This is a genomic window from Mesorhizobium sp. M1088, from assembly GCF_040318575.1.
Classification (GTDB): domain Bacteria; phylum Pseudomonadota; class Alphaproteobacteria; order Rhizobiales; family Rhizobiaceae; genus Mesorhizobium.
The window spans coordinates 355564-373409 of the sequence record NZ_JAMYMO010000001.1; the positions used below are offsets into that span (position 1 = coordinate 355564).

Sequence of the window (17846 nt, forward strand, 5' to 3'; positions counted from 1 at the left end):
AGCGCCAGGAGCCGCCATTTGGCCGAAGTAGGTTCAACGTCAGCTAACGCCTCAAAGGCCGACATTTGCACGCGCCATAGTTCCGCTTCGCGAACACGGTCGAGGCCAGTCGACCGACTGGCGATGAGCCAGTTCGGCGGGGGTTAGCCGCACAAGCTTGTAGGGGTCGATCGATGCAGTCGCCAGGCCAGCAAGGTGGAGGGTCGCACCGCTGACCATCACCAGCGCATCGACGCCTGCGCCATTCTCCCTCTTGCCAGCCTGCTCGACGTGGCGGGCGAAATTTACCTCCGAGCCGACCAGAAAAGAGAAATCCCGCTGGCGATCGTTGACGAACATCACCTCGCCGGAGTGTAAGCCGATCCTGATGCGGCGCGACAGGGAGCCCATTGAACGCTTCCAAGCGTTGCCGAGCGAGATTTCCGGTACCAGTTCCGCGACGGCGGCCAGCGCCTTTAGCGCCGTTTCGCTGGGCGTCATTTCGCTCCCCAGCCAGAGAGCTAGCACGCCGTCGCCTGTAAAGTTTTGAACGATCCCCCCATTGGCCACCACGACCTGGCGGGTCAACGTGAAGTGCTCGATCATGAACCGCGTGGTTTCGATCAGGCCAAGTGCGCTCGCCAAGCCGGTCGAGTCCTCCACGTCGGTAAACATGATCGTGGCGATGGCGCGCTGGAATTTCGTTTCACCCATGCCGAATGACGGGAGCACGCGGTCAGTCTGTGGATTCGTATAGGCAGTGATCGGATGCATTGGAGTCCGGCCCCCGAGCGGTTTCAAATGTCGCTCGAATATGACTGGACGGCGTAGGCGGATCGTAAGCCCGCCGTGGCGGGCACGTCAGAATTACGTCAGAAATCCATTCGGGCCCGGCTTTGGCGGCTTGCAGCCGACCTTTTAGTCAAAATTCGGCGGGACCCTCAGCTCAGCAACTTCCGGAGGTCAAGCAGCCCCGCTCCAAACTGCTGATCGAACGAAGGCACCCTTCTCTCGCAATTAGGGCTGTCCGGTAGAATCGGAACGTCAGCTTTTTTAAGCCAAGGCCATGAAACCTCCTTTGCGCCTGACTGGGTCATCTTCGCCTTAACCTCTATGCCGTTGAGCGGCCTACCGGTGGAGCGATGTTTCGACTGCAACAAAGCGGCTGCTCCCGCGACGATGGCCGAGGCTGCAGATGTTCCGCCAAATACTGTGTAGAGCCCGGCGCGGTCTCTGCTTTCGACGCCCGGTGGCTGGATTCCTTCCAGCTGTCCGCCGGAATAGCCGTGGTGGCCCGGGATGTCCGTGGTGAGCACGCCCTGCGGCGCGTATTCAACCTGGGGGAGCTTCTCGTAGATCTCGAAATTGTGGTCACGTGAACGCAGCGACTCACGGTCCAGTCGTATTTGGCAGCGTGTACACACCTCCTGGTCGTCGGACGGCGCGGAAATGGTGACGGAATTGTCGGTCGGATCGCCGCTGTAGTTGGAATATGCCGAACGTCTCGCCAGATAAGTGGCGGCCGCCACCGCAACCACGCCATTGCTTTCGCCGGCCTTGCTCGCCGGGTAAATCAGATGGTCGTAGCCATCGTTGCCGGCTGCGCAGATGATGGGGATTTCCTCGCTGATCGCCTCGAAAAGCGTCTCGAAATAATCCCAAATTGGCTTTGCCTGTTCGACCGAAGTATATCTGCTGTCGCCATATCCAGGATAGGAACGGTGCGCTCGCCATGGATCGGGTACTTCCCGGGGAAAGTGTATGACTGAAACCTTCTGGTCGCGGGCATAGAGGAACGCCAGAATGAGCTGCGCTGCGTCGGGCCGTGCTGAAATCTCGATCGGCAGGAGTTCAGCGCCTGGGGCGACCCCCCAATAAGGTATTGCGCCTTCACCGTTGCTAAATTGCCTCAACTTCGTGGGCGGGGCCGCAGGGGCGCCGACCATCAGCCCGGCGCAGGCGGTCCCGTGCGCTGAGTAGCGCATACGCGAGGTCTCAGCAGTCTCCTGAATTACGCCGCGCCCATCTTTCAGTGCTCGAAGCAGCGATTTCTGAACCTCGACTTCCTGCGCATTGTTCCTCGATTTGATCAGGCTTGCCGCCCACGCCCAGGTATCGTCGCCCACAAAGCTCTTGCTCTGCTTTTTTTCCGGCCCCCGCAAGACGAGCGGTTGCTGCTTGGGTGTGACGTAACTCAACCCGAAAGGGTGAGCGGCGAAGCTGACCGCAGAAAGGATACGAGGCTCGAGATTGGGATGGCTTGAGTTCACTCCCGTATCGATCTGGGCAATGACCTCGCCGTAACCGGGCTTGTCAGTACCCAACAAATCCCAGGCGTCGGCCTCCAGCAGGTATGCGGCCTCGTGCGGCAACCGCGCTTCAGGGATGCGCGGACGATCGCGTAAGGCGCCGATTGCGATCAGGTGCCACAGGTAGTGATACCAGTCATAACAAAGATGGCCTTCGCCCTTCTTGATGTCGTCCATCATGGCACCCACCTACCATTCGCTCTGGGCGCGTCTGATCGTTTCATCCATCGCGTCCACCAAGTACGGAGAAATGCGCGCAGCCAGTTCCTCGCCGGCATCGGTGTCGCTGGCGTAGTGCAGCCCGGCCCATTCCCTGTTCTCGGCCACCCGGCGGGCGCGCTCATAAACCGCGGTTACGCCGGCGTGCTCGGGCAGCATCCGTTGCAGAACGTTCGCCACTGCAAATGACTGAAATGAATGGTTGGACGGGTAGGAAGCGTGCGAAGGAACCGGAAGCGCCGGCCGCAGCCTCGGCTCAATGATGTTGGGCCGTGGCCGATTGAATCGATCTTTGTAGTTGAGCCCGATCTCCTCCGTGAGTTCGAGGATCGCAACGATCAATGCGCATGTCCCCTCGAAGCCCGCGAGAGTGTCTATTCCGAGCGGTGCCGTGTAGTCCAAAATCCCGAACGATGCTTGGCGGACGATCTCCTCGCGCCGCAGCGGGTCACCTTCCCTCCTCTTCTGCAGATCGATAAGCGCTTCTGTCTCCCTGAGGCTCTCTGAAGGTCCGGGCGGGGGATCGATAAGAATGTCCTCCCAGATCGCACCGAGATATTTGTTGGCGACGCTTAGTCCGATCCTGTGCAAGGCACGCTTGTCGTGCCACGCCGGCAAAGCCTCCTCGCCAGTTTCGAAAGCCGTTTGCCCCCTGCCGCGTCCCCGTCCTCGTCCGCGCCCTCTGCCCCTGCCTCGACCTCGACCTGCGCTCGGCCCCGCCAGGAAGGCTGGCGAAAGGCGCATGGCACCCTCCACAGGGTCATCAGAAATCGTTATCACGATCTGCTCTTCTTGAATCGACAGAACGCTGCTCTTGGTCATCATAGACGCGAAAGGATGCAGTTTTTCGCCGCCTCTATTTTTGATGTATTCCTCAAGAGATTTTTCAGGACTTGCGTCACCCAATATCAGCGGATATTGCCTTATGGCCGATCCACTTACTAAGAATCGGGCGCTAAACAACTTGTTATTGAGATCAATTGTCGACATCATGTCCACCCCTCAACTAAAGCTTCTAAATTTGATCCGCGCCAACTGGTGGTCGGAGCCTCGACGTAACGCCTGCGGTGCGCAGCGCTAGGGTGCGTACCTTGGCAGCGTTATCCGCGACAACCCGCTCTTGATAACCGAAACTCCGAGTACGCCTGCAATTGGATAATTCTCCTCCGAAAGCAGCTCGAGCGAGAAATCCGGCTCCCAGGCGCGCAAGCGTTCGATAGTTCGAACTGCCTCCACAGTATGCCCCAAATGCCCGTGGCAGGCAGCCGAGTATCTCAAAGCGGGTAGGTATGTGGGTTGCTGCGCAAGGACACGCTCGCCGTGACGTATCCCCTCCTCGAAGCGCCCGTTCAGAGTTGCCAAGATGCAGCACGTGGTATCGATGCAGTAACGATACAGGGGAGGCCCGCCCAGTGCACGTGCGCGCATCGCATCCTCATAGCCACGCTTCACTTCGCCGAGATAGCCGAGCGTCAAGGCACGCATGTCCCAGCAAATGGCTTGTAGCGGGTTAGCGGCTATCGCTCGATCGGCGAGTTCCAGTGCCTGTGCGTATTCACGAAAGACGAACGAATGGGCATGAGCGGCCAACGCCAGGGTGATAGGATTGAAGGGGGCCACTTCGACGGCGCGACTGGCGCATTCCCGAACCTGATCGTGAAAGGTGCCCGAGCGGCCGACCCGTCTCTCGCCAAAGCGGGTGACAAACACAAACAGCTGCCACGCCAGATACGTGCTACGCGGGTCGAGCTCATATGCTTCGGCGAGCATGCGCTCCGCCGAATCCAGGTCCGTATCGCGCATGCGGAATACCTGTCGCAGCGCTGTCAATGCAAGCCGAGACGCCCGGTGTCGGGGCTCGTCGCGGATGGACTTAGGATCGAGAACGAATTCGAGGATCGAAAACACGATCTGATTGACCAACGACATCAGCTTCAGGCTCGCCGGGCCAGTCAGGTCGGCCGGCTCGAGAAAATCCGTATGCGACCACAAGAGCCGGCTGTCACCGGGCGCAATTAATGCAAATGTCAGGCCCACTCTGTCGCCCACCACCGTTGCCCTGGTTTGCAACAGCCAGTCTGGTAGCGCAGTGTCAGGCGCTTGGGTCAGCGGTCCCTGCGCTTGAAAATCCACGACGTCGACCACTTCGAAATTCAGGATCGATCGAACCACCAGATCCAGGACAAGGTCGCTGACGGCCCTGTTAGCGGAGCCCTCCGTCCACCTGGCATCGCGAACCAGGCCCAAGCATAGCCGCGACGAATTCAGAAGTGAGGCGCTTCGCTGTCCGGACAACTGATCTGCCGCGGCAACAGGAAAGACGTTTGCTGGCACTGTGCGAGGCCGGGGCCATTGGCTTCTTTGCTCACGAAGCCAATCCTCGAACTCTGGATCGCGAATATCGAGGCCCTCAAGCAGATCACGCGTGGCAGAGCCTTCGGGTGGATCGTTCAAATCGATGCCGATCGAAGCGACGTCGAGTCGAACCACATCACGATCGGTCGAGATTAGATCAATGCCGGCGCGGCGGAGCGACTTCCGAACCTCGGACAGCTCCTGCCGCAAGCTCGCTGCACCCTGCTCCTCGCCGCGAGTGCTCCAGAGCTTGCTTTGCAGCCATTTTCGGCTCCGCGTACCGTTGGGTGCCAGGGCGAGCATGGCCAAGAGCGCTTTAGACCGTCTGCCATGCGGCGTGACGTCCGCGCCATCCGCGCTCTCAATCGCGAATGGCCCAATCAATCTAAGGAAAGGACGGCAATCCGAGTACACTAGCGGCCCCTCGCGTCCCCGCACCCTAATATAGCATCTGCTAATATAAGTCTATCTGTAATTCTCGGCTTCCGTGAGGTCAAACCTACACGTGGCAAAGGATTCGAGACGGGATTTCTGCTGTGACGGAAGGACTCGGTAGCGACATCAAGCGGTCGTTCGATGTAAGCGGTCCCATTGTCGGCTTGGGGTCATGAGCGTGCTTCGGCCACGGGCCAACGAACTTCCGCCAAAGGGTCCTCTTCCGCCGTGCCACACGGACACTAGGTGTCGGATTTTCCCACCGGCCCATGACTGCAAGGTCAAAGCGCTACAGCGTCCTTTGCACGTCCAAAGGACGCGCGGCGCTGTTGAGCAAACGCTTTTGTCCCCCGAACTGTCCGCTTTGAACGCTTGAAGGGGCACTGTGGCTGTGCGATAGGCACTCCACAAAGCAGAGAACCTTTCGGAGAGCGCTGACATGGCGGGTGGACGGGGCCTTATGGCCGGCAAGCGCGGCCTTATCCTTGGCATCGCCAACAATCGCTCGATCGCTTACGGCATCGCCAAGGCCTGTGTCGACCATGGCGCCGAGATCGCGCTGACCTATCAGGGCGAGGCGTTCAAGAAACGCGTCGAGCCGCTCGCGGCGGAACTGGGCGCGCATGTCGCCGGCCATTGCGACGTGACCGACCCGGCCAGCCTCGATGCGGTGTTCGAAAATGTCAGCAAGCACTGGGGTGGCAAGCTCGATTTCCTCGTCCACGCCATCGCCTTTTCCGACAAGGACGAACTGACCGGCCGCTATGTCGAGACGACGCGCGACAATTTCCTGCGCACCATGGATATTTCGGTCTATTCCTTCACCACCATCGCCAAACGTGCCGAGGCGCTGATGACCGACGGCGGCTCGCTGCTCACGCTGACCTATTACGGTGCGGAAAAGGTGATGCCGCACTATAACGTCATGGGTGTCGCCAAGGCGGCACTCGAAGCCAGCGTGCGCTATCTGGCCGTCGACCTCGGCGCCAAGAAGATCCGTGTCAACGCGATCTCCGCCGGCCCAATCAAGACGCTTGCCGCATCCGGCATCGGCGATTTCCGCTATATCCTGAAATGGAACGAATACAATTCGCCGTTGAAGCAGACGGTCACGCAGGAGGAGGTCGGCGATTCCGGCGTCTATTTCCTGTCCGACCTTTCGCGCGGCGTCACCGGCGAGATCCATCATGTCGATTCCGGCTATCATGTCGTCGGCATGAAGGCGGTCGACGCGCCGGATATTTCGACGGTCAAGGACTGACGCCACCGCCTGACCTCTTCCGGAAGACCTGATGTACCCGCTCGTCTATATCGTGCGCCACGGCCAGACGGCGTGGAACGCCGAGGCCCGGCTGCAGGGGCAGGCCGATACCGACCTCAACGAGCTCGGCCGCGAGCAGGCTAGCCGCAACGGGCGCAGGCTGGCCGAACTCATCGACAAGCCCGAAGATTTCGATTTTGTCGCCAGCCCGATGCGGCGCACGCGCGAGACGATGGAGCGCCTGCGCGCGGCGATGAAGCTCGATCCGTACGCCTATCGTACCGAGCCGCTGCTCGTGGAATTGAGCTTTGGCGACTGGCAGGGTTTCACCTTTGCCGAACTCGAGGCGAACAATCCCGGTTCGACCAGGCGCCGCCGCCTCGATAAATGGAATTTCCAGCCGCCCGGCGAGGGCGCCGAAAGCTACCAGATGCTGCTCGAACGGGTGAAGCCGTGGTTCGACGCGCTCGATCGCCAGACGGTCTGCGTGACCCATGGTGGCATCATGCGCGTAATGTTCCGCTTGGTACTGGGGATGTCCGAACAAGATGCGGTCAGCATGGAAGTGCCGCAGGATCGCGTGCTCAGACTGGACGGCCGGCGCCTGGAGTGGCTCTGAGACCGATGACCTAGCGTATGTTGAGATCAGGTCGGGCCGGCATCAGCTGAATATCGACGCGTCCTACTCGGTCGATCCGGTGTCCGGCAGTTCCATGTCGGTGACGACGTTCTCGCCATTCGTCACGTCGTAGGCGAGGACGATGTCCATGCCTGGCTTCAGCGCATCGAGGTCGGTTTCGGCGTTCAGCTTGTAGGACTTGCCGTCGTCCAGCGTCAGCGTCAGCGCATCCTTGTCGACCTTCTTGATCAGGCCCTCGGTCTGGCCGGCGAAGGCGGCGGTGGAAATCAACAGCGTGGCGGCAACAGCGCCAATCAGGATACGCATCATCGTCCTCTTTAATCATTGCCGGTACAGCGGCTCCGTCCAACGGAACGGAACTGAGCAGAAACCAATCGAATGTGTCAAAACTAAATCCGCGGGATCACAGTTTGACCACTGTGGAAAACGCCAATAGAAGGCAGGCGACAGCGCCGCGCGTCCTCCTGGACGCGCAAGGGGACGCTGTAGCACTTTTGATTTTGTGCATGATCCTTTCCGAAAATCGCTCCGATTTTCGGGGTCATGCGCTAGGCCGGCTCCGACGCCGGCAGGGCTGGTTCCATGTCGCACAACACGTTCGGCCATCTTTTCCGCGTCACCACCTGGGGCGAAAGCCATGGGCCGGCGCTGGGCTGCGTCGTCGACGGCTGTCCGCCAGGCATCCGCTTCACTCGCGACGAGATCCAGGCCGAACTCGACAAGCGCCGCCCCGGCCAGTCACGTTTTGTAACGCAGCGTCGCGAACCTGACGAGGTCAAGGTCCTGTCCGGCTTCATCCTCGATGAGGACGGTGAGACGATGGTCACCACCGGCACGCCGGTGTCGATGCTGATCGAGAACGTCGACCAGCGCTCCAAGGACTATGGCGACATCGCCCGCCAGTTCCGGCCGGGCCATGCCGATTACACTTACGAGGTCAAATACGGCCTGCGCGATTACCGCGGCGGCGGTCGCTCCTCGGCGCGTGAGACGGCGGCGCGGGTGGCGGCCGGGGCGCTTGCCCGCAAGGTCGTGCCCGGCATGGTGGTGCGCGGCGCGCTGGTGTCGATGGGCGATAAATCGATCGATCGCGCCAATTGGAACTGGAATTTCGTCGGCGACGCCGAAAACCCGTTCTTCACGCCTGATCCGGCGTCCGTCGCCGTCTTCACGAAATATCTGGACGGCATCCGCAAGGCGGGCTCCTCGGTCGGTGCGGTCATCGAGATCGTCGCCGACGGCGTTCCGGCGGGGCTTGGCGCGCCGATCTATGCCAAGCTCGACCAGGACATCGCCGCCGGCCTGATGTCGATCAACGCCGTCAAGGGCGTCGAGATCGGCAACGGTTTCGAGGCCGCCCGCATCACCGGCGAGGAGAATGCCGATGAGATGCGCATGGGCAATGACGGCAAGCCGGTCTTCCTGTCCAACAATGCCGGCGGCATCCTCGGCGGCATCTCGACCGGCCAGGCGATCGTCGCGCGTTTCGCCGTCAAGCCGACCTCGTCGATCCTGACGCCGCGAAAGTCGATCGACAAGGACGGTAACGACGTCGAGATCATGACCAAGGGCCGGCACGATCCATGCGTCGGCATCCGCGCCGTACCGATCGGCGAGGCGATGGTTGCCTGCGCCATTGCCGATCATTATCTGCGTCATCGGGGACAAACGGGAAGGGAGTAGGGGAGTAGGGGAGTAGGGGAGTAGGGGAGTAGGGGAGTAGGGGAGTAGGTTACGCAGCTCCCACGACAGCATTTTTTCCTTTTCCCTACTCCCGTACTGCCCTACTCCCTTACTCCCCTGTTCCCGCGAGCGAAGCGAGCACCCATGCCTTACGACCAGAAGAAAATCGTCGAAGCCCTGCGCGCCTTCGAGCGCGGCGAGATCGTCGTCGTTATGGACGATGACGGCCGCGAGAACGAGGGTGACCTGATCGTCGCCGCCGTCCATTGCACGCCGGAAAAGATGGCGTTCATCGTCCGCAACACGTCGGGCATCGTCTGCACGCCGATGCCGCGCGAGGAAGCAAAGCGGCTCAACCTGTCGCCGATGGTGGCTGACAATGATTCCGCCCACACCACCGCCTTTACCGTCAGCGTCGACTTCAAGCACGGCACCACGACCGGCATTTCGGCGGACGACCGGACGCTGACGGTGCGCAATCTCGCCAACGGCAATGTCGGCGCGTCCGATTTCGTGCGCCCCGGCCACATCTTTCCGCTGATCGCGCGCGAAGGCGGCGTGCTGATGCGTTCGGGCCATACCGAAGCCGCTGTCGACCTCTGCAAGCTCGCCGGCCTGCCGCCGGTCGGCGTCATTTCCGAGCTGGTCAATGATGACGGCACCGTTATGCGTGGCCCGCAGGTGCAGGCCTTCGCCGAAAAGCACGGGTTGAAGCAGATCTCGGTTGCCGACCTTATCGGCTACCGGCAACGCAAGGAAACGCTGGTCGAGCGCGTCGCCTGTTCCGACATCGAGACGCCGGGCGGCAAGGCGCAGGTCTTCACCTACACGCTGCCCTGGGACTCCATGCATCACGTGGCGGTCGTCTTCGGCGATATCCGCGACGGCGTCGAGGTGCCGGTGCGCCTTCATTCCGAGGACGTGGTCAGCGACGTCTTCGGCACCAGCCACAGGCTGGACGCCATCATGAAGGCAATGGGCGAGCGCCAACGCGGCGTCATCGTCTATCTGCGCGAAGGCTCGGTCGGCGTCGCCCATCAGGAGCGCAAGCGGCCGGCTGCCGGCGACCGCGAGGACCATGAAGAGGCTCGTCGCCGCGAAAACGAATGGCGCGAGATCGGCCTCGGCGCGCAAATCCTCAAGGATCTCGGCATTTCCTCGATCAATCTGATCGCCTCGCGCGAGCGCCATTATGTCGGCCTCGAAGGTTTTGGCATCCACATCGCCAAGACCGAGATTCTTTAGGCCATTCTCACGGTGCTGGTATGCGTCCGGCCCCGGCTCGGGCCGAACGCACCGGAAACTATTCCGCAGCGACCGCGGCTGCGTCGCATGCAGGCATGTCGCAGTTCGGCGCGGCAAGGCTGCGCTGGCCGGCGAGCACGATGACCAGCGCGATTGTGCCCGATGCCACCGATACCCAGAACCCGTTCTGCGCGCCGAAAGCGTCCACTACCCAGCCGGCGGCGAACGAGCCGAGCGCCATGCCGATGCCGATGCCGGTCATCACCCAGGTCACGCCCTCGGTCAGCACCGCCTCGGGCACGCGCCGTTCGATCAGGCCAAATGCCGTGATGAAGGTCGGCGAGATTGCCACGCCGCTGACGAAGACGGCCAGTGCCAGCAGCGGCACGGTGTCGGCGACGAGCAGCGGCAGCGAGGTAAGCGCAATGATGGCGATTGCGATGGCAAGCTGAATCTGCAGCGGCACTTTCAGGTTCAGGGCGCCGATGATGATGCCGACGACGAACGATCCGAGCGCGTAGACGCCGATGACGAAGCTGGCGGCGCCCGGCTGGGCAAGCTCCTTCGTGATCGCCACGGTGCTCACCTCCGTGGTGGCGAAGGTCGCGCCGATGAAGATCAGGGCCAAGGTGATGATCTGGACCGGCCGCAGCCGGATTGCCGAGCCGCCCGAACCGTGTTCCACCGGTCGGGCTCGCGGTTCGGTCGAACGCTGCAGGATGAAGGCCGTCGAACCGAAGGCGAGGAACAATGTGCTCGCGAGCACTCCCGCTTCCGGGAAAAGCGCGACGCTCAGCCCTACCGACAGCGATGCGCCGGCGATGTACACCAGTTCGTCCGCCGCCGACTCGAAGGCGAACGCCGTGTTCAACTCGGGGCGGTTGCGAAAAATCTCGGTCCAGCGTGCGCGCACCATTGCCGGTATGCTGGGCATGATGGCGGCGAGCAGCGCCGAGACGAATAGCGTCCATATCGGCCAATGCTGATTGGCCGCTGCAATCAGGATCGCAAAAGCGAGCGTGGAAATCATGGTGGTCGGCACCACAATCCGCGTCTGGCCGAGGCGGTCCACCAGTCGCGATACCTGCGGGGCGACAAAAGCGTTGGCCAGCGCATATGTCGCGGAGACGGCACCGGCCAGCCAGTATTCGCCATCGGTCTGCGACAGCATCGCGACGATCCCGATCGGAGCCATGGCCATCGGCAGCCGGGCAACGAAGCCGGCGGCGGCAAAGCCCTTGGCGCCCGACGCGCGAAAGATCTGGGAACAGGGATTTTGCATGGTCTGGCTCCTCGACAACGGCCGGTTCGGCGATTACATACGTAGCGTATGAGTTTAAATAGATCATACGCGGCGTATGTCAATTGGCATACGAGACGTATGGTAATAGGGCCAGAGCATGCATAGACCACGCAAGGAGATGATTGCCGAAACCCGCGCCAAGCTGATCGGAGCGGCGCGCCAGGCCTTCGGCACGCTCGGCTATGCCGAAGCCTCGATGGATGACTTCACGGCATCGGCCGGGCTGACGCGCGGTGCGCTCTATCATCACTTCGGCGACAAGAAGGGCCTACTCCAGGCGGTTATCGCCGAGATCGACGCCGAAATGGCAGCCCGGCTGAAGGTCGTTTCGGCCAAGCCGGGCAATCTCTGGCAGGGCTTTGTCGACGAATGCACCGCCTATATCGAGATGGCGCTGGAGCCGGAGATCCAGCGTATCGTGCTTCGTGACGGGCCGGCGGTGCTCGGCGATCCATCGCAATGGCCAAGCCAGAGCACATGCATCCGCTCGATGACGGAGAGCCTGCAAAGACTGAGCGACGAGGGGACAATTCTCGCCGTCGATCCCGAAGCCGCGGCAAGGCTGGTCAGCGGCGCTTCGTTGCATGGGGCGCAGTGGATCGCAAATTCGAACGATCCCGAAGCGACGTCGAAGAAGGCAGTGAAGGCGTTCAAGGTTCTTCTGGAAGGGCTGCTCAATCGCACCGGCAAGCTGCCTAAGCCTGATCGATCGTCAGCGAAGCAGCCCCAGATTGACCGATCACCGGCCTGAGGTCATTCTTTTCGCCGATCCCAGGCGGCTCGCGGTGGGCTCAGCCGACGCCGGTTGCCTAAACCCTGTTGAACATCGCCTCACCAGCGCGCGAAAACATGGCCAAAGCGGCGAGGCGCGCCTATATCGGGGCATGGTCACGCGACTTTATACCCACCCGATTTTCCTCGAGCACATAACACCGCCCGGTCATCCGGAGCGGCCGGACCGTTTGCGCGCCATAGAGCGTGTGCTTGACGACGAGGCGTTCGCGGCGCTCGATCGCGTCCAGGCGCCGGAAGGCAACGAGGCAACCATCCTCTACGCACATCCGCCCGAATTCGTCAAACGGGTCCGTGCAGCGATACCGGACACCGGCATCGCCCGTATCGATGCCGACACCACCGCCAGCCCGAAGAGCTGGCAGGCGGCCGTGACCGCGATCGGCGCAGCCAACGCCGCGGTCGACGACGTCTTCACCGGCCGTGCCGAAAACGTCTTCGTCGCCGCACGGCCGCCCGGCCATCATGCCGAAAAGACCACCTCCATGGGTTTTTGCCTGTTCAACACCGCCGCGATCGCGGCACGCTACGCGCAGAAGAACCATGGCGCCGACCGTGTCGCCGTCGTCGACTGGGATGTACATCACGGCAACGGCACGCAGGACATTTTCTGGGACGATCCATCGGTGCTCTATTGCTCGACACACCAGATGCCGCTTTACCCGGGAACCGGGGCTGTGAGCGAAACCGGCGCCGGCAACATCGTCAACGCGCCGCTGGCGCCGCAGAGCGGCAGCGATAGTTTTCGCGACGCCTTTCTGTCACGCATCCTGCCGGCGCTCGACAATTTTGCGCCCGATCTCATCATCATCTCCGCCGGTTTCGATGCCCACCACCGCGATCCGCTGGCCGAGATCAACCTGACTGAGGATGATTTCGACTGGGCGACCGGCCAGTTGCTCGAACGAGCCGGGCGCCATAGCCGCAACCGGCTCGTCAGCGTGCTCGAGGGCGGCTACGATCTGCAGGGATTGGCATTTTCAGTCGCCGCCCATGTTGGGCGGCTGATGAAGGGATAGATGATGGCTGGTGAGACCAACGAGGACGTCAAGGCGATGAGCTTCGAGCAGGCGCTCGAGGCGCTGGAGAGGATCGTCGACGATCTGGAGCGCGGCGACGTTCCGCTCGACCAGTCGATCCGCATCTACGAGCGCGGCGAGGCGCTGAAGGCGCATTGCGACCGGCTGCTGAAGGCGGCCGAGGACAAGGTCGAGAAAATCAGGCTGTCGCGTGACGGCAAGCCGGTGGGGACAGAGCCGTTGGACGCGGATTGAGGCGCGGCGTCGAACGACAATTTTGCTTACCGGCTTTGGACATCATCACGATTGAGGGTAAAACTCATCCCGTTTGAAACGGCTCCAGGACGAGAGGAGATTGCGAAGGATGTGCAGAAACATCAAGACCCTGTTCAATTTCGATCCGCCGGCAACCAATGACGAGGTCCGCGATGCCGCACTTCAGTTTGTCCGCAAGCTGAGCGGAACGACGCGGCCGTCGAAACAGAACCAGCATGCGTTCGACCATGCCGTCGAGGCCATTGCCGCCTCGGCGCGCGAATTGCTCGACAGCCTCGAGACGACGCAGCATCCGCGCAATCGCGAAGAGGTGGCGGCCAAGGCGAAGGCCAAATCCGCACTTCGCTTCGCCTGAGGGGACCGCGTGAGCTTCTTTCCCGGAAACGATCCGCAGATGGGCGATGCCTTCGCCAGCGATCAGATCGAGCTGATGGTCATTCCGAATGCCAAGGATATTGGCGGATTTCAGGTTCGCCGCGCCTTGCCGACGGCCAGGCGCCGGCTGGTCGGACCCTTCATCTTCTTCGACCGCATGGGTCCAGCCGTTCTGCGAGCGGGCCAGGCGCTCGACGTGCGTCCGCACCCACATATCGGCCTGTCTACGGTGACTTACCTGTTCGACGGCAAGATCAGGCACCGCGATTCGCTCGGCACCGAGATGGTAATCCAGCCCGGGGACGTGAATTTGATGACCGCCGGCCGTGGCATCGTCCATTCGGAGCGCACGCCGGAAGAACTGCGCGGCGCGCCGATGTCGGTTTCCGGCCTGCAGACATGGCTGGCGCTGCCGGACGGCAAGGAGGAGGTCGCGCCGGTCTTCGAGAACACCGCAGCCCTGCGCCTGCCCGAAGTCGAGGCCGAGGGGGTCAGCGGCCGTGTGATCATCGGTGCGTTTTCCGGACTGCGCTCCCCGGTCGCCACCGCTTCGGACACGCTTTATGCCGATCTCAGGCTGGCGCCGGGTGCCAGCGTGAAAATCCCGGCCGATGCCGAGGAGCGCGCCATCTATACGCTGGAAGGCGAGGTTTCGATATCCGGTGACCGCTTTCCGGCCGAGCGGCTGCTGGTCTTCCGGCCCGGCGACGAAATCGTTGTCTCATCGGAACGCGGCGCCCATTTCATGCTGTTTGGCGGCGCCTCGCTCGGTTCGAAACGCTATATCTGGTGGAATTTCGTATCGTCCTCAAAGGAACGCATCGAGCAGGCGAAAGAAGAATGGAAGACAGGCCGCTTCGATATCGTTCCTGGAGACGAGCAAGAGTTCATCCCGCTGCCCGAAAGCTGATGCGCGTTACCGCCACATTTACATTCGCCGGCCAGCGGCATATTTCACGATGAACAGAAAATCTGACCAGGCTCGCAAACAGTGAACGCAAAGCCCGATACGCCGCTTCTCGACAAGGTCCGCGTCCCAGCCGATTTGCGCACGCTTGCCGAAGGCGACCTGCCGCAGCTTGCGTCAGAGCTTCGCGCCGAACTGATCGACGTCGTTTCCCACACCGGCGGCCATCTCGGCGCCGGCCTTGGCGTGGTCGAGTTGACCGTCGCGCTGCACTACGTCTTCAACACGCCGGACGACCGGCTGATCTGGGACGTCGGCCACCAGGCCTATCCGCACAAGATCCTGACCGGCCGCCGCGACCGCATCCGCACGCTGCGCCAGGAGGGCGGCCTGTCCGGCTTCACCCGTCGCGTCGAGAGCGAATACGATCCGTTCGGCGCAGCCCACTCCTCGACCTCGATTTCAGCCGGCCTCGGCATGGCGATGGCGCGCGATCTGTCCGATGGCCGCAACAATGTCATTGCCGTCATCGGCGACGGCGCCATGTCGGCCGGCATGGCCTATGAGGCGATGAACAATGCCGGCGCACTCGATGCCCGGCTGATCGTCATCTTGAACGACAACGATATGTCGATCGCTCCGCCGACCGGCGCAATGAGCGCCTATCTGGCCCGTCTGGCGTCGGGCAAGACCTATCTGGGCTTGCGCGATTTCGGCAAGAAGCTGACGTCGTATCTCGGCGAGCGCGCCGATCGCGCCATCAAGCGAGCGGTCGAGCATGCGCGCGGTTACGTCACCGGCGGCACGTTGTTCGAGGAAATGGGGTTCTACCACATCGGCCCGATCGACGGTCACAACCTCGAGCACCTGATCCCGGTGCTGAAGAACGTCCGCGACAATGCCGACGGCCCGGTGCTGATCCACGTCGTGACCCAGAAAGGCAAGGGCTACGCCCCGGCCGAGGCAGCGGCCGACAAATATCATGGCGTCAACAAATTCGACGTCATCACCGGCGCCCAGACCAAGGCGCCCGCCAATGCGCCGAGCTACACCAAGGTGTTTGCCGAAAGCCTGATCCAGGAGGCCCGAGAGGACGACCGCATCGTCGCCATCACCGCCGCCATGCCGAACGGCACCGGGCTTGACCTGTTCGGCGAAGCGTTTCCGGCGAGGACCTTCGATGTCGGCATCGCCGAGCAACATGCGGTGACCTTCGCCGCCGGTCTTGCCACGGAAGGCTTCAAGCCTTTCGCGGCGATCTACTCGACCTTTCTGCAGCGCGCCTACGACCAGGTCGTCCACGACGTGGCGATCCAGAAATTGCCGGTGCGCTTTCCGATCGATCGCGCCGGCTTCGTCGGCGCCGATGGTGCCACCCATTGCGGCGCCTTCGACACGACCTTCCTGGCGACGCTGCCCGGTTTCGTCGTCATGGCCGCGGCCGATGAGGCCGAGCTGCGCCATATGGTACGCACCGCTGCAAGCTACGATGACGGCCCGATCGCCTTCCGCTACCCGCGCGGCAACGGCGTTGGTGTCGAGATGCCGCAACGCGGCTCGGTATTGGAGATCGGCAAGGGCCGGATCGTCAGGGAGGGCACCAAGGTTGCGCTGCTTTCCTTCGGCACCAGGCTGCAGGATTGCCTGGCCGCGGCCGAGGAGCTTGGCGCGGCCGGGCTTTCGACCACGGTCGCCGATGCCCGTTTTGCCAAGCCGCTCGACGAGGACCTGATCCGGCGGCTGGCCCGTTCACACGAGGTGCTGGTGACGGTGGAAGAGGGCGCGGTCGGCGGCTTCGCCAGCCATGTGCTGCAGTTCCTGGCCCATGAAGGGCTGCTGGAGAGCGGCTTGAAGGTGCGCCCGCTGGTGCTGCCCGACACATTTGTCGACCATGCCAAGCCGGAAAAGATGTATGCCGATGCCGGGCTGGACAGCGCCGGCATCGTGCGCACCGTGTTCGTGGCGCTGGGGCATACCGCGCAGGCCCAGCGCGCCTAGTTTTTAGACGCATTTCCGGCGACGCCGAAGCGATTCAACTTGGCTGCAAGATGCTAGCCTGAATCAATATCTCAACTGCCTGAATCAAATTGCCGGCGAACAGTCGTAACCTGCTGTTTACGCTGCCGTTTGGCGATTTGCTTACCGTGTCCTTTGGCCGTTCTTCAACGCTGCCCTGCTAGAAGGCAACCAGGCAGGGGAAAGAAGACCAATGAGATCGCTTTTGGGCGGCATCGCGCTTGCGGCCATCTTCGCCGCGTCGGCCGGGGCCGAAACGCGCTACGACCGCAAACTCGAAGAGGCGGTGATGGGCATCGTCGCCGGCAAGATCGGCGAGATCCGTGGCGGCTTTTCCTACAACAAGCAGGCGCCGCAATTTGTCGTCATGCCAGATACCTCACCGAAGGCGTCAATTTCCGTTGACCGGCCGCGCCCGCAGGTGTTCGGCGACAGCAGCGACGGTCTGACGCCGGCCGTCGAACGGCGGGTTTCGCGGACCATATTCTAAAGCATGATCCCGAAGAGACTCTAGAAACTAGAACCACATATCCCGCACACAGCGACCATCTCTCGGCAAATCCTCGAATGCATCGAGACCATCGAAATGGTCGATCGGGAGATCGGCGACGGCCTCGGGCGGCGCAAGCCTCACATTGACGGCGATGCGGTAGCGCCCAGCCGCATCGGGATGCAAACCGCGCCAGGCCAGGACGCAAGCGCAGGTTGGGCAGAAGAGAATCTCAAGCGAAGGATGAGCCTTTCCGACGCGCCGATAGGCGCTTACGGGCCCGGCAAGGCGGATGCGTTCGTCGACATGGTCATAAGCCCAGAGCGTGCCGTAGCGACGGCAAAGTGTGCAATTGCAGGCAGTGATCGAACCGGGATCGCCCTCCAGGGTCCAGTGGGCTGCGCCGCAGTGGCAGGTTCCCGTCAGCATGTTTCCTCCTCCACGTTTCGACGGCTAAACGGCATCTCTTTCTTAGCATTGCGTCGGATCTCGTGCGAGGTTCGACAAACAGCGGAGTGGCTTGATGCGTTCACCCGTTGCCA

At 62.0% G+C, this 17846-nt stretch carries 18 protein-coding genes; 11 read left to right on the forward strand and 7 right to left on the reverse strand.

What is annotated here, in order from left to right:
• Positions 1-51: 51 nt before the first annotated feature.
• The 4 genes from NKH49_RS01840 to NKH49_RS01855 form a co-directional block, all read right to left on the reverse strand.
• Positions 52-753 carry an adenylate/guanylate cyclase domain-containing protein gene (locus NKH49_RS01840; RefSeq protein ID WP_352501968.1) on the reverse strand — a complete coding sequence of 234 codons (702 nt, stop codon included), beginning with the start codon at positions 751-753 and terminating at the stop codon, positions 52-54.
• 167 nt (positions 754-920) lie between these two features.
• Positions 921-2468, reverse strand: a complete 1548-nt coding sequence (locus NKH49_RS01845) for a S8 family serine peptidase (RefSeq protein ID WP_352612392.1) — start codon at positions 2466-2468, stop codon at positions 921-923.
• Positions 2469-2477: 9 nt separating this feature from the next.
• On the reverse strand, positions 2478-3500 hold the full coding sequence (locus tag NKH49_RS01850; protein ID WP_352449905.1) for a phosphatase PAP2 family protein: 1023 nt from the start codon (positions 3498-3500) through the stop codon (positions 2478-2480).
• A gap of 84 nt (positions 3501-3584) precedes the next feature.
• Entirely contained in the window at positions 3585-5165 is a 1581-nt protein-coding gene (locus tag NKH49_RS01855) for a hypothetical protein (RefSeq protein WP_352925108.1), read from the reverse strand.
• A 571-nt stretch (positions 5166-5736) separates the two neighbouring features.
• On the opposite strand from NKH49_RS01855, the gene fabI reads away from it, so the two are divergent.
• Positions 5737-6558 carry an enoyl-ACP reductase FabI gene (gene fabI / locus NKH49_RS01860; protein ID WP_352449903.1) on the forward strand — a complete coding sequence of 274 codons (822 nt, stop codon included), beginning with the start codon at positions 5737-5739 and terminating at the stop codon, positions 6556-6558.
• 31 nt (positions 6559-6589) lie between these two features.
• Positions 6590-7177: a histidine phosphatase family protein gene (locus tag NKH49_RS01865; RefSeq protein WP_352501966.1), complete on the forward strand. Its 588-nt coding sequence runs from the start codon at positions 6590-6592 to the stop codon at positions 7175-7177.
• Positions 7178-7240: 63 nt separating this feature from the next.
• Here NKH49_RS01865 and NKH49_RS01870 read toward each other — a convergent pair whose 3' ends face one another.
• Positions 7241-7504, reverse strand: a complete 264-nt coding sequence (locus NKH49_RS01870) for a DUF1344 domain-containing protein (RefSeq protein ID WP_023716902.1) — start codon at positions 7502-7504, stop codon at positions 7241-7243.
• Positions 7505-7780: 276 nt separating this feature from the next.
• Between NKH49_RS01870 and aroC the strand changes: the two genes are divergently transcribed.
• Entirely contained in the window at positions 7781-8881 is a 1101-nt protein-coding gene (gene aroC, locus NKH49_RS01875; protein ID WP_352470666.1) for a chorismate synthase, read from the forward strand.
• Between the two features lie 144 nt (positions 8882-9025).
• Positions 9026-10126, forward strand: coding sequence for a 3,4-dihydroxy-2-butanone-4-phosphate synthase (gene ribB / locus NKH49_RS01880; RefSeq protein WP_352449900.1), 1101 nt, complete (start codon positions 9026-9028; stop codon positions 10124-10126).
• 58 nt (positions 10127-10184) lie between these two features.
• Here ribB and NKH49_RS01885 read toward each other — a convergent pair whose 3' ends face one another.
• Complete coding sequence (locus NKH49_RS01885; RefSeq protein ID WP_352925110.1) at positions 10185-11408, reverse strand: MFS transporter; 1224 nt, start codon at positions 11406-11408, stop codon at positions 10185-10187.
• Positions 11409-11526: 118 nt separating this feature from the next.
• Here NKH49_RS01885 and NKH49_RS01890 point away from each other — a divergent pair, with 118 nt between their 5' ends.
• From NKH49_RS01890 to NKH49_RS01920, 7 genes are all read left to right on the forward strand, one after another.
• Positions 11527-12180, forward strand: coding sequence for a TetR/AcrR family transcriptional regulator (locus tag NKH49_RS01890; RefSeq protein WP_352470664.1), 654 nt, complete (start codon positions 11527-11529; stop codon positions 12178-12180).
• A gap of 133 nt (positions 12181-12313) precedes the next feature.
• Positions 12314-13240: a histone deacetylase family protein gene (locus tag NKH49_RS01895; RefSeq protein ID WP_352470663.1), complete on the forward strand. Its 927-nt coding sequence runs from the start codon at positions 12314-12316 to the stop codon at positions 13238-13240.
• A 3-nt stretch (positions 13241-13243) separates the two neighbouring features.
• Positions 13244-13495, forward strand: a complete 252-nt coding sequence (locus NKH49_RS01900; RefSeq protein WP_031211056.1) for an exodeoxyribonuclease VII small subunit — start codon at positions 13244-13246, stop codon at positions 13493-13495.
• A gap of 109 nt (positions 13496-13604) precedes the next feature.
• Positions 13605-13871, forward strand: coding sequence for a DUF2277 domain-containing protein (locus tag NKH49_RS01905; RefSeq protein ID WP_023716908.1), 267 nt, complete (start codon positions 13605-13607; stop codon positions 13869-13871).
• 9 nt (positions 13872-13880) lie between these two features.
• Entirely contained in the window at positions 13881-14801 is a 921-nt protein-coding gene (locus NKH49_RS01910) for a pirin family protein (protein ID WP_352540104.1), read from the forward strand.
• An 81-nt stretch (positions 14802-14882) separates the two neighbouring features.
• Complete coding sequence (dxs, locus tag NKH49_RS01915; RefSeq protein ID WP_352470661.1) at positions 14883-16796, forward strand: 1-deoxy-D-xylulose-5-phosphate synthase; 1914 nt, start codon at positions 14883-14885, stop codon at positions 16794-16796.
• Between the two features lie 211 nt (positions 16797-17007).
• Complete coding sequence (locus NKH49_RS01920; protein WP_352612398.1) at positions 17008-17304, forward strand: hypothetical protein; 297 nt, start codon at positions 17008-17010, stop codon at positions 17302-17304.
• A gap of 27 nt (positions 17305-17331) precedes the next feature.
• Here the strand turns inward: NKH49_RS01920 and NKH49_RS01925 are convergent, their stop codons facing one another.
• Positions 17332-17733, reverse strand: coding sequence for a GFA family protein (locus NKH49_RS01925; protein WP_352449893.1), 402 nt, complete (start codon positions 17731-17733; stop codon positions 17332-17334).
• Between the last annotated feature and the right edge of the window lie 113 nt (positions 17734-17846).